Raw genomic sequence first — 12,670 nt, forward strand, 5'->3', positions numbered from 1 at the left:
CGAGGATCAACATGGCACAGATAAAGATCGGTGTTATCGGAACCGGCGGTATGGCGCAAGGGCACATCAAACGCCTGATGGAGCACGAAGATGCTGCCGTTGCAGCTCTCTGCGATATCAAGCCACAAGCGCTCGAGCGCACCATTGCAAACCATCCTGGTCTCGAAGACGTTCCGCGTTTCGCAGACTTTGGCGAAATGCTCCGCAATACCGATCTGGACGCGGTACAGATCATCACGCCGCACACCGTTCACTACGACCAGATCATCGAAAGCCTTGGCGCCGGGCTGCATGTTCTCACTGAGAAGCCGATGGTATGTAAGGTGAGCCACGCGCATCACGTGGTCAAGGCCGTTCAGGAATCGGGCAAGGTGTTGGTGCTTTCGTACCAGAGGCACTACCAACCGGAGTTCCTCTACATTCGCAACGCCATCAAATCCGGTGAGTATGGGCCTGTTCAGTTTGTACAGGGCCTGCAGTGTCAGGGCTGGTACCGCGGATGCCGCGGAAGCTGGCGGCAGGAGATGGAGTGGGGCGGAGGCGGCCAACTGAACGATTCGGGATCGCACCTGCTGGCCGTGCTGTTGTTTGTTACCGGTCTCAGCGTCAACCAGGTAGGCGCATTTATCGACAACTTTGATGTACCCGTGGATATCAACTCCGCGCTCTCCATCCAGTTTGATGGCGGCGCGCAGGGCAATATCTCCGTTGTAGGCAACGCGCCGAGTTGGCACGAGGACATCACGATCTGGTGCGACCGCGGTGTGTTCTACATGCGCCAGGGAACGCTGGAAGTCTGCCGGCCGGATGGCTCGCGTTTCAAGCCTACAGCCGCCGAGCTGCCAAAGGGCGACTGCCCGGATGACAACTTTGTGGACGCCATTCTGGGTCGCGCTGAGGTCGGTTCACCGGCGATTTGGGGACTTCGCGTGATCGAGCTGACCGAGGCAGCCTGGAAATCGGCGGCCAGCGGCAAAATCGAACAGGTGGAGCACGTCAAAGCGTGATTGCTGCGCGGTAAGCGTGTGAGATAGATACGCGCGCGGGCGCTCGTAGCACGGCTATGCCAGGCAAAACGCCTGGCATACGGCCAGAGCCGAGCCCCGGCGCCTTCAGCTCGACGGGCATCCAATCCTCGCGCTGGCGGCATCACCGTTGCGCCAGTCGCGCGAAGGAAGTCTGCAATTTAGTGCGGTTGCGCCGCTCACCCGCGGAACCGCGATTGTTCGCTTTGCCGGCGTTCCGTGAATTGATTCCCTGTCCGCAGCCACCACGCCACCGCCTTTCCTGCGCGGTCGCAGGCACCGGGTCGGCGGCGCCGTCCACGTAGATCCGGATTCATGCGGCGTGTCGTGCCAGTTCGTTGTGCGCGAGCCTCATTATTACGTGCGATACTTCCTATAGTACCGAAAAAGTTTGCTCGATTGCCTGTGGGGACGCAACTTCTTAACAAGTTCGCAGCTTAGACTCGTAGAACTCATTCGGAGGGAGAAGATGACCTGCCTCTTCAACCAGCGTACGCCATGTAATGCCGCGTTGGCCATCTTGGGGAGTGGTCGCGCTGCAGATCAGGCGGCAACGGGCCTTGTCGAATCCAGCCGCGGGGTGCTTACGGACGGCCGGCGTAAGCTTGGTCTCGAGTTCGGCGGTTATAGCCGTGGAGACGGGGCGCAGGTCGTCCTTGTCGCACTGCGGGTGCAGTTAGAACAGGCCTGCCAGGTAGCCGCCGTCTCACGCTGCTCCTGTGCGGCGGATGCGCGAAACAGCACCGATGATGTGGTTGCTCTCAAGTCGACTGATCCTCGCCGGATGTTGCCAGCTATGCTGGCAAAGACATCGTTATCGCGCCATTGTTCGACGTGGTTACCAAACAAGTCTGTATTATCGGCGAGGCTCGGGAATATGTCCAATCTGCAACGTTTTCAGGCGTGTTGTGTCAAAACGACTCGGGTATACTACCCGTTGTGACAGTTTGCCGCCCGGGGGTGTGATCGTGACGAAAGTGTTCGACCAGCGTAGGGTCTGTGCGGCAGCGTTGGCCGCCTTAGGCACCGATAGCGCCGCGGATCGGGCGGCAAACGACCTGAGCAGGGACATGTACCGTGTGATTTCTGCCTTTTACCGCCAACTCAATCAAACGTTTAGGGGAGAAGGTTCCGACGACTCCGCTCAGAAAGTCATAATCACCCTATGGCAGCATATTCTGCGCGCCCGGCGGCTAGCGGCAGAGCTTACGTGCGAATTGCCGACACTCGATGTCGTTCTGGCAGCGGCGGAGTCGTGGCAGTGCCCCGGAGTCAAGACAGCAATTGAGTCCGGTGACCCTCGTCAGAAGATGGCCGCGACAGTTGTAAAGTTATCGTCATGGCCCTATTGGAGGCGGGTGGCTGTTAACCAATTGAGGCAGGACGCCAAGGACGGTCATGGTGTGGCACAATTGGATCCGATGGTGGCCGAGGCGCTGCCGGACGACAGGAACCAGCGGGCGCTTACGGAAGTCGAGACGCGCGTGGATCTGGAGCCCGTGATGAATCAGTTCGACACACGAACTCGAGCGCTGCTGCGGATGGTCATGGCCGGCTGGTCAGACTCTGAGATCGCCCGCGCGATCAATGTCGACCGGAGTACAGTCGGTCGGAGACTCCGCAGATTGAGACTGATGTTTCCGTGGCTGGAGTAGCATGGCTCGGCGCCTGGTACCGCTGCGGCGTAGCTTTCAGATCGATCCGATCGGCACTCGGTCTCGCCGGTCGGGTGCTTTTGTTGGCGTCGCAGACTAGTGGTGCAAGGATCAAGTGACAGGCGCTGTACCTCGTGAATGCACACGCCACACGGTTAGTTCTTAGGGCGTCGAACGCTATTGCAACAGGTTGGAGCACCGAAGTCGAGCAGAATCGCGTTGCAGCCGCAGTCGCCTCCGCGGTCGGAATGCACGTGGACCGCCTCCACGCGTCGTGGTGCCAGGCGGATCGGCATCATGCGGTTATAAAAGGCGATGGCAGCTTGGACCGTGAACCGCACGTCCGGTCAGAGGGTGCTGGCTACTGGATAGCTACGTGGCGTCGATCGCTACTGTATCGCTGGCGGCTGAGACTGGGATGGCGGCACGCCTACTTGCGCCACGCCAGCCCTCCGACCCGAAACTGACGGTGATTGCCATAACGGTCTATTGCTGTAGCTGTGCCTTAGTGGGCCACCGCTGCCTGGAAGAGGATGGCAGCGGCCCAAGCTTGTTAGTGTGATGCCAGCAGGTCGGCAGCCATGGCAGAAGAGCATACGAACGGTGGAAACCACAGCGAGACCGAGCCAAACGTCGCTGTTAGCACGTGGATCGACGGGCAAACGAACCCGGATCGGGGCCGCCTCGCGCTGCTCTGCCAGGGCGTACCGTGCACGAAATCGGTACGCAGCTCAAGATCGACGGGGCGACCGTGTGTCACACGCTCACACGCCTCGCCCGCAGCCTAACGCGCTCGTCGCCGGACAGGCGTTCACCGAGACTCGCCCGGTTGAGTTCTACAGGCGCTCCGCGTAGTCTGTGGGGCACCCGCTTCGTCCTGCTTCCCCAGTGTGCAGCATTTCACTCCCGCTTGGGTTGAATAGTAGATATCTATATCGTATTATAAAGTGTCCGCCTGCCGAGATCCTGAGGAGCGTTGAGTTATGCTGGACGTCAATCAACGGCCGTTGATGGCCTATTGGGAAGTTACGCGCGCCTGTGAGCTCTCGTGCCGGCACTGCCGCGCAGAGGCCAATCCGAGCCGACACCCGAACGAACTTACCATGGACGAAGGGATCAAGCTGCTGGATGACATGACCGGCTTCGGATCACCGCTGCCACACCTGGTCTTCACCGGGGGCGACCCGCTCAACCGTCCCGACCTCTGGGACCTTATCGAGGCGGCACGATCTCGAGGATTCATAACCGCGATAACGCCGAGTGGTACGCCGAAGTTGAACGCAGGCATCGTGAAACAGTTTGCTACCGCCGGCATCTGGATGATGGCCTTGAGCATCGATGGATCATGCGCTGCTCGGCACGATGGGATTCGGATGATCGACGGCAGCTTCGCGCGGACGGTTGATGCTGCGGGCTGGGCGCGCGCTGCCGGACTGCCGCTTCAGGTGAACACCCTGATCTGCGAGCAGACGGCCGACGACCTGCCGTCGATCTACCGGCTGATCCAGAATCTCGGCGCGGCGCGATGGAGCCTGTTCTTCCTCATCCAGGTTGGACGGGGCAAGGCGCTTGCTGAAGTTACGCCGGAGCGCAGCGAACAGATCATGGAATGGGTGCTGGCACGGGCGGATGAGGGCCGGATGGATATTAAAACCACCGAGGCGCCGCACTACCGGCGTATGGCTCTGCAGCACCGAGAGGACTCCGGCGACGAACCCGTGCGGAGCGTAAGAAACGGATTCGGCATCCGCGATGGAAGCGGAATCCTCTTTGTATCTCACACGGGAGATGTCTATCCCGCTGGATTCCTTCCAGTCAATTCTGGTAATGTGCGAGATGGAAACATCGTGGAGATCTACCGGAACTCGCGCACGTTCCGCCAACTGCGCGATCCCGCCCTTCTGAAGGGCAAATGCGGCCGGTGCGAATATCGCCGCATCTGTGGCGGCAGCCGCGCGCGGGCTTACGCGCATACCGGTGACATGCTGCAAAGTGACCCTCTGTGCCCCTATCAGCCGCAGCGCATCCATGCATCACAACCCATAATGGTCGGCTAGCCATCCGAGGCGTGCGCTCGCCGGTCGCAGAATACCGATCTATTGACCCTCTTTAACAACAGGCTGCTTGCTGCGTGCGCGGGCCAGCCGACAGATTGTACGCCGATCTGGCTGATGCGCCAGGCTGGCCGCTACCAGCCCGAGTACCGGGCACTTCGTGAGAAGTACACGATGATGGAGTTGTGTACCACGCCCGAGCTGGCCGCAGAGGTTACCCTTGCGCCGCTGAGGCGCTTCGATCTGGATGCCGCGATCCTGTTCTCGGATCTGACGCTCCCATTTACGCCCATGGGCGCGCCATTCCAGCTCAAGGAAGGGCAGGGGCCCGTGGTTGAGACGCCGATCCGCACGCCCGCCGATGTCAATCGCCTGCGCTGCATTCAGCCGGACCAGGACCTTGCGTTTGCGCTGGAAACCATCCGCCTGCTTCGTCCGGCGCTCAACGTGCCGTTGGTTGGTTTCACCGGCGCTCCGTTTACCATGGCGGCCTACCTGATTGAAGGCAGCGGTGTCCGCGACTGTCCGACAACACGGGCATTCATGCTGGCCGAGCCTGGCGCATGGCACGCTCTCATGGAGGTGCTGGTCGAGAACGCCGCCCGGTACCTCGAAGCCCAGGTGCAGGCGGGAGTACAAGCCGTGCAGTTATTCGACAGCTGGGTTGGCGCGCTATCGCCGGATACCTACCGGTCATACCTGCTGCCCCACATGCAGCGCCTCTTCCAGCGCCTCAAGCTATGCCGGATACCGGTGATCCATTTTGGCACGGGCACGGCGACACTACTCGAGGTTATGCGCGAGGCGGGCGGCGATGTGATCTCGGTCGACTGGCGGATTCCGCTCGATGATGCATGGAGGCGGATCGGCGCCGATCGCGCCATCCAGGGGAATCTCGATCCTGTTGCCTTGCTGGCGCCACGCGAAGTCCTGCTGGATCAAACGCGACTGGTTCTGAAGCGGGCGGCCGGCAGGCCAGGCCACATCTTCAACCTGGGACACGGGCTGCTGCCTGCCACACCCATCGAGAGCGTACAGTTACTCGTGGATACCGTTCATGAGGAGAGTGCCGCATGAGCGCGCGGCACGTACTGATCGTAGGCGGTGGCATAACGGGCATGGCCGCTGCCTTTTACCTTGAGCGCGCGGCTGCCGATCGCGGCGTGCCGATCGCGATTACGCTTGTGGAGGCAAGCGATCGGCTGGGCGGCAAGCTCGGCACGCTGCAGCACGACGGGATGCTGATCGATATTGGGCCCGACTCGTTCACGGCGCACAAACCCGCGGCTGCGGCGCTCTGCCGGGAGTTGGGCATGGAAGCTGACCTGGTATCGCCCATTGCGACGCGATTCTCGCTGCTCTTCGGCAACAGGCTCTATCCGGTTCCACACGAGCTGGTTTCGCTTGCGCCTTCGCGTCCGGAGGCTATTTTGAAGGCGGGCTTCCTGTCCGTGGCGGGAAAGGCACGCGCTCTAGCCGAGGGCGCTATTCCGGCTCGCGGCGATGTTGAGGATGAGTCACTCGGCTCGTTCATGCGCCGGCGTTTTGGCGACGAGTTTGCCGTGCGTTTTGTCGAGCCACTGCTGGGTGGCGTGCACGCCGGCGATCCGGAGAAGATGAGCATGGCAGCCATCTACCCATCGTTTTGGCAGATGGAGAAGGAGTTTGGCAGCATCTCCCGCGCGCTGCTTTCCCGGCGGTTGAGCCGATCGGGCACGGTAGAGACCTCGCCAAGGTCACCATTTGTTGCCCTTCGGGGCGGCATGCAGAGCCTTGTCGACCGTCTCCGGGAGCGTTTGAGTGAAACGCAAATCGTGGAACGGGCCACGCTCTGTGGGCTCGGCGTGGAACCTGGTGGCCGCTATGCATGCAGGCTCTCCACCGGTGAGTCGCTCTGCGCAGATGCCGTGATTCTGGCGGTGCCCGCAGCGGTGTCCGCGCCGCTGGTCGCGCCGCTTTCCAGAAACGCCGCCGACCTGTTATCCGGCATCCAATACGCCTCCACGGCGGTGGTCAGCCTTGCCTGGCGTACCGAACACCTCCCGAGGCCGCTCGACGGCTCCGGTTTCCTCGTCCCGCGCAGCCAACAGACAGCGATCACCGGCTGCACGTTCACCAGCAGCAAGTGGCCGGACCGGTGTTCGGCAGGTACCACACTCGTACGTGCTTTTGCCGGCTCTGACGGCCCTGGCGAAACGATCACGGATCTCAGCGACGACGACCTGGTGATGGCCGTCCGCAGGGATCTGTCGACGATACTGGGTATCGGCGCGGATCCTACGTTCTGCCGTGTTAACCGCTGGCCGCAGGCGATGCCGCAATATACGGTCGGGCATTTGAAGCGGGTCGAGGCGATCGAGTTGGCGCTCGCCCGGTTTCCGGGGCTCATCCTCGCGGGCTCGTCGTACCGCGGCGCCGGCATACCCGACTGTATACGCCAGGCGGCTGACGCCGCGGCTGCCGCGTTGCGTGCCTGCAGCGAGCCTGCCCGTGCACGGGCAGGCACATCGGCATAGGTCTGGGAGAAAACGAATTGAGTTATGACGCGCTGTTGTTCGTCTCGTTCGGCGGACCGGAAGGGCCGGCCGATGTGATGCCGTTCCTGCGGAACGTGGTTCGTGGAAGGAATGTTCCCGAGGAGCGCCTGCTCGAGGTGGCGGCGCACTATGGCCGTTTTGGCGGATGCAGCCCGATCAACCAGCAAAATCGCGACCTGATCGCTGCTCTGACGCGCGAGATGCAGCGCTACGGAATGAATATGCCCATCTACTGGGGCAACCGCAACTGGAAGCCGTACGTTACCGACGCGGTTGCGCAGATGAAGTCGGATGGCATTCACCGCGCCATGGCGTTCGTCACCTCGGCATTCAGTTCATACTCGGGATGTCGCCAATACCTCGATAATATCAGCGACGCCGTGGCGCAGGCTGGGCATGGCGGCCCGCAAATCGATAAGCTGCGCGTGTTCTACAACCATCCGTTGTTTATCCGTGCTGTCAGCGAGAATGTGGAGGCCGCACTGCAGCGCTTGCCCGCCTCGGTACGGTCCGGCGCACAGGTCCTCTATACCGCGCACAGCATTCCGATTTCGATGGCCGAAGGCTGCGACTATGCGCGCCAACTTCACGAGTCGTGCAGGTTGGTCTCCGAAGCTCTTGGGCGCACCGGGGATCGACTGGCATACCAGAGTCGCAGCGGCCCTCCGTCGCAGCCGTGGTTGGAGCCGGATGTTCTCGCAGCACTTCGCGATGTCAAGAGCAGCAACACGTTTCAGAGCGTTGTAATTGCGCCAATTGGATTCGTTTCCGACCATATTGAGGTCCTGTTTGACCTGGATGTAGAGGCGCGATCAGAATGTGACGAACTACAGCTTCCAATGGAACGCGCGGCGACGGTGAGCACCAATCCGAAGTTTGTCAGGATGATCCGCGAGTTGATCCAGGAGCGCATGGAAGGTGTCCAGGCAAGGGCGACTCTGGGCGCATTCGGACCGGGTCCCGATCACTGCCTGCCGGATTGCTGTCCGGCGCCTCGGCGACCGTAAACCGGTCACGGTAGCTCACGGCTGCAGCGCAGAACGGCGTAAGATGATATAATGCCTGCAGCGCCGCACAACTCCCCAGCCCCCGCTGCGCACGTTGATCCGATCGTCAATTGCCCGGTTCGACGCCCGTCATGCAGCCTGCGTTTGCAGGTAGGGGGTATCGCGATGAGATTCCTGCGCTTTTTGTTTGCGGCCGCTTTCGGCCTCTCCCTTTCCCTCTCAGCCGCTGCCCAGCTGAATCTCGCCTGGCGGCATACCTTCAGCTGGAACAACCTGAAGGAAGATGCCGCACAAGCGACGGCGTGGACCCCGCAGGGCGATCTCTACGTGGTGGGCTTTCACTATCCCCGCGACGGCGTGTACCTCCAGGTGATCAAGTACAACGCTGCGGGCGCCTACCAGTGGCGGCGCAGCTTCCCATCGCTGGCGTTTCTCACAGCCGGCCAATATCCGCAAATTGGAGTGGATAGCGCCGGCAACCTCATCGTTGCCGCTCAAAACCTCAACTCCTCCAGCACCTGGATGACGGTGCGCAAGTTCGCTCCAAACGGCGCCATACTCTGGAGCGATAACGTGTTTGGGCCACATGGCTACGTAGTTCCAGCCCAACTGGTGGTCGATTCGAAGGATAACGTCTATGTCGCCGCGACCGGTCTCGCCGGCCAACAGTCGAACTACACGTACAACGCCATTACCATCAAATACAACGCGAGCGGTGTACGGCAGTGGTCGGCGGCCTATGATGGACCGCACGTGAACGCATCGGTCAACGGCATGGCCGTGGACTCGAACGGAAACGTGTTCGACCTGGTAACGGTGCTGAATGCACCCGACCCGGTGCGCATTGTCTCGTATTCGGCCTCGGGAGGTCGGATAGGCGTGACGGCGATCCATACCGGATCTGCAAGCCAGTTTTACGCCGGCCAGGCGATAGTCGCATCGGCGAACCGACTCCTGGTGCTGCTGGACAACAGTAATGCACCGGTTACCTCGGCGCTGGTCAGTTACACGATTGTGCCTGCCACCCCGGTCCTGCCGGTAAGGCTTAACGAGCAGTGGGTGAGCCACACGTCGAACCGGCTCTTCGGCCTGGCCGTGGATCGGGCAGGCGATGCTGCTGCCGCGGGTGTGGACAGCAGTGGTACGAATGCGAGCGCACTGGAGTGGGACAGCGCGGGCAAACAGATCTGGCGCCATAGCTTGGCCCTTACGCGAGGCGGCGGATACTGGAATTCCGTTGCGGTAACGCCATCCGGCGAAGTACTCTTGGTAGGAAGCGAGTATGCAACCACCACGCAGCAGGGCATCATCTTGATCATTGTGGCCGTATACTCGAGCAGTGGCGCACTCCTCGGCCATGCGATAGCATCTCAAGGGTCCGCATACCAGGCGGCGCACGGTTCGCTCTCGCCGGATGGCACGCGCCTCGCCGTTGTGGGACAGGAAGAGATTGCGGGCACTCCACTGATCGACCTCGCAGTGACGATGGCCTTCAACCTGTTTTGATCCGTCGCCGCAGTCACACGGCTTACTGTCCGGTTGGAGCGTAATACAATCATGAGAACAGCACGCTGGTTGCTCATGGCCGCCGCCGGTCTCACCCTGACCGTCTGCGCAACCGCGCAACTGAACCTCGCCTGGCAGCGGACGTATAGCTGGAACCACACCGAGGTGGACGGAGCACAGGCGGGGCCGAGACCAGCTCCAGCGGTTCAGGCCAGGATCGACCGAGACGTAAGAGCAATCCACGACGCTTGTAACAACTGGTCCGGGCCTCACGGTCTCGCTCCACGCCCGCACAAAGAAATTGACAAGGCGGTCCCGCGTAGTGAGGCAGTTTGGCTCCTGCGCGCGGCTAGAGGCTACCCGTGGTGGCGGCACGTCGGCCGCGCTGTGAGCTTTATTGGCGCATTCTATGGCATCGATCGCGCACGGTACACCAACCACCTAGCGTCGATATGCCTCTACTTCGGAAGTCACCGCTCACCGAAGGACCTGCGTAATCCTGCGCTGCGGTGGGAGCCGCGGGGCTACGATTGGGCGCTTCCAGCCATGAGTGCCGAGGGCTACCTGATCAACCTCTACTGGTGGCAGCGCGATCGGGCCGCGCTCGCTGCGGCGTTTCGGTACTGGTGGAGCGGCGGTCCGTCCGAGGGGCGGCTCAATGATATCTACGACGCCTGGCGTTACGCGCGGTCCGATATGCTGCGATGCGCCGCGACGGACTACGGCGTAGCCCGTGTGCTCGCCGACGGGTTCTATTCCGGCGGCCCGAACAACGAGGAGGCGGTGCTGCCGGCGCCGACGCGTACGCTAAGGATTCTGAGACGCATGGGACGTCGGCACACGGTGGTCGGCCGTGGCGCGCGTGCTGTAGCCGCAGCTCTCGCGCATGAGCTGCACGTGTACGGCCCTCCGACCTGGTAGGCTTCGACCTCGCTGTCCGTGACCGTACTCAACGTCAATCCGAGGTGCTTGTTCCGGTAAAAGCTTCGACGCCTTCGGCAGCCGCTCCATCTCCGGTACGGCAACCGATCCGTACTCCGGCCTCGGTTCGCAATATGGGTACTATAGCGACACAGAAACCGGCCTGCAACTGCTCGGCTACCGGTACTACGATCCGGCAGAGGGCCGGTTTGTAAACCGTGACCCCATCGGCATGGCCGGAGGGGTGAACGTGTATGGGTATGTGGCGAATGATGCCGGGAATTTGGCGGATCCGGATGGGACGGTTGCCGCCGTCAGGCACGGTCCACCGATACCCCGGGCCGGCGTTATGCCGGTGTGCCCGGCCTGCTGGCAGAAAGGCGTAGGTGCAAAGCGGCACCGACCGGAGGCGTGTCCGGCTGACGGATCGCAAGGCGGCGGCGGGGACGAAACGACTGACCCGGACGCGGGCAAGCAGTGGCCCGTCAGATCGTCGGGCGGTGGCGGGGGCGACGTCGGCGGCGACGAAGGGCCCGACTACGATGTATACGACCCGCCTCCGCCGGCCTACTCCCCAGCGGGGAACCCTAACGAGTTCTCACCCAACTGGGATGGTGACAATCAAATGATCGACGAAGTTGGGCGCAACCACCTCCCGCTGGATAGCGAGTCGGGCGACGGTGAAGGCGCGGAGGGCTGCGGCGATTAGCCGACATGCGCGATTCGCCGTGCCGAAAGTCCACCAGGCGGGGCGGGCTGTGGTCTCGGTGCTGGTCATCGCCGTCATGAGCGCCACCGCATGCGGGCCACGCCGCGGCGATCGTCCCACCGTTTGGTCGGAGTCGCAGTCGGGCATGGCTGCCATGGAGGCAACATCTCCCTGGATGGACTACACCGTTGTAGTTGCCACCGCCGATGGGCAGAAACTGCGTCTCAGGATAGACACGCTGTGCTCCGTCTGCCAACTGACTTCCGCAGCTGCTGCCCGCCTGCACCTTACGCTGAGCAGTCGGACTGTCCTGGCAAGTCTTGTTGCAAGCGGGGTGCCCGAAGCGGCGGCACGGCGTAACGGTGGGCTGGGCAGGGGATGGGCGCTCCGGCAGAGATTACCCGGCTCATACGTGCGCGGCCTGGAGATATGCGGCGTGACGCTCCCAGCCGTCTACTTCGTAGTGCCAAGCCGCGAGCTGCCGGGTCCGACAACGGCGCCAGACCTCGATGGCTTCATTGGGATGCCAGTGCTGTCCAAGGTAGCAGCGGCATTTGATTACCAGCGCCAGCTGGTGCGAATGTGGTTTCCCGGCCACATCGGCCCGCGGGATCTGCGGCAATCTGGGTACGTGCTCGACGACACCTTGCCAGCTCACGCCGGGCCGCTCGGCCTCCCATGGATCCGATGCCAGCTCAACGGTCGTGGGACCTGGTGGTTCCATGTCCGGAACGAAGAGGATTACTCCGTAATACCGGCAGCCCTGGCGATAGGTGCAGGAGTGCCTCCCACAGGCAGCGGCCATCGCGCGCACGCGCACGCTAACTACAGCCTTTCGGTTGTTTCGCATGTGCGCGTGGGAACCCGCACGTTTCGGCGCCTGCCGGTGATTGTATCACGGCGGCCGTCGGATGCAAGGCTGCCCGAGCTAGACGGGGGCTTTTGGCGTCGCACGGGTGTGATGATCCTGGATATGCCAGCGAAGACGCTGTACCTCGCGCATAACGTTCCAGTTCAGGCTGCGGCGGCTCCGCGCTCGCGCGCCGACTTCTAAGGTCCAGACGTTTGAGCCTTTGTGGCGAACGTCGCACCTGCCCCGGGTATCAGCGCGCCGTGCGGGCACTTCAAGTATCTTCTACGCCTTCGATCCGCAGGGCAACCCGGCCGAAGAGGTCAACTCCAGCGATTCCGTTCTCGCCTCGTTCGACTTCGACGCCTTCGGCAGCCGCTCCATCTCCGGTACGGCAACCGATCCG

The 12,670-nt window shown here is 62.1% G+C and carries 11 protein-coding genes; all 11 read left to right on the top strand.

What is annotated here, in order from left to right; all coding sequences use genetic code 11:
• Positions 1-11 precede the first annotated feature (11 nt).
• Entirely contained in the window at positions 12-1,007 is a 996-nt protein-coding gene (locus tag KGJ62_14700) for a Gfo/Idh/MocA family oxidoreductase (protein ID MDE2127828.1), read from the top strand.
• A gap of 1,421 nt (positions 1,008-2,428) precedes the next feature.
• On the top strand, positions 2,429-2,680 hold the full coding sequence (locus tag KGJ62_14705) for a helix-turn-helix domain-containing protein (GenBank protein ID MDE2127829.1): 252 nt from the start codon (positions 2,429-2,431) through the stop codon (positions 2,678-2,680).
• 983 nt (positions 2,681-3,663) lie between these two features.
• On the top strand, positions 3,664-4,737 hold the full coding sequence (locus tag KGJ62_14710; protein MDE2127830.1) for a radical SAM protein: 1,074 nt from the start codon (positions 3,664-3,666) through the stop codon (positions 4,735-4,737).
• Between the two features lie 42 nt (positions 4,738-4,779).
• A complete protein-coding gene (hemE, locus tag KGJ62_14715) occupies positions 4,780-5,811 on the top strand; it encodes a uroporphyrinogen decarboxylase (GenBank protein MDE2127831.1) in 1,032 nt (343 codons plus the stop codon).
• A complete protein-coding gene (gene hemG, locus KGJ62_14720; protein MDE2127832.1) occupies positions 5,808-7,250 on the top strand; it encodes a protoporphyrinogen oxidase in 1,443 nt (480 codons plus the stop codon). The genes hemE and hemG overlap by 4 nt, the downstream gene beginning before the upstream one ends.
• The gene (locus KGJ62_14725) at positions 7,247-8,278 is read left to right on the top strand and encodes a ferrochelatase (GenBank protein MDE2127833.1); all 1,032 of its coding nucleotides are present in this window, start codon (positions 7,247-7,249) and stop codon (positions 8,276-8,278) included. Before hemG ends, KGJ62_14725 begins: the two co-directional genes overlap by 4 nt.
• A gap of 165 nt (positions 8,279-8,443) precedes the next feature.
• Positions 8,444-9,784, top strand: a complete 1,341-nt coding sequence (locus KGJ62_14730) for a hypothetical protein (GenBank protein ID MDE2127834.1) — start codon at positions 8,444-8,446, stop codon at positions 9,782-9,784.
• A 387-nt stretch (positions 9,785-10,171) separates the two neighbouring features.
• The gene (locus tag KGJ62_14735) at positions 10,172-10,705 is read left to right on the top strand and encodes a hypothetical protein (protein ID MDE2127835.1); all 534 of its coding nucleotides are present in this window, start codon (positions 10,172-10,174) and stop codon (positions 10,703-10,705) included.
• 37 nt (positions 10,706-10,742) lie between these two features.
• Positions 10,743-11,414 (top strand): RHS repeat-associated core domain-containing protein, encoded by a 672-nt coding sequence (locus KGJ62_14740; GenBank protein ID MDE2127836.1) that lies wholly within the window; start codon positions 10,743-10,745, stop codon positions 11,412-11,414.
• Positions 11,415-11,463: 49 nt separating this feature from the next.
• On the top strand, positions 11,464-12,468 hold the full coding sequence (locus KGJ62_14745; protein MDE2127837.1) for a hypothetical protein: 1,005 nt from the start codon (positions 11,464-11,466) through the stop codon (positions 12,466-12,468).
• 19 nt (positions 12,469-12,487) lie between these two features.
• Positions 12,488-12,670: hypothetical protein (locus tag KGJ62_14750; GenBank protein MDE2127838.1), on the top strand; the 183-nt coding region annotated here is incomplete at its 3' end.

The organism is Armatimonadota bacterium, assembly GCA_028871815.1.
Taxonomy (GTDB): domain Bacteria; phylum Armatimonadota; class Chthonomonadetes; order Chthonomonadales; family Chthonomonadaceae; genus REEB205.

What these genes read in the sequence shown, in the direction of transcription:
- KGJ62_14700 (MDE2127828.1), top strand. Translation starts at nt 12, where the DNA reads ATGGCACAGATAAAGATCGGTGTTATCGGAACCGGCGGTATGGCGCAA.
- KGJ62_14710 (MDE2127830.1), top strand. Translation starts at nt 3,664, where the DNA reads ATGCTGGACGTCAATCAACGGCCGTTGATGGCCTATTGGGAAGTTACG.
- hemG (MDE2127832.1), top strand. Translation starts at nt 5,808, where the DNA reads ATGAGCGCGCGGCACGTACTGATCGTAGGCGGTGGCATAACGGGCATG.
- KGJ62_14730 (MDE2127834.1), top strand. Translation starts at nt 8,444, where the DNA reads ATGAGATTCCTGCGCTTTTTGTTTGCGGCCGCTTTCGGCCTCTCCCTT.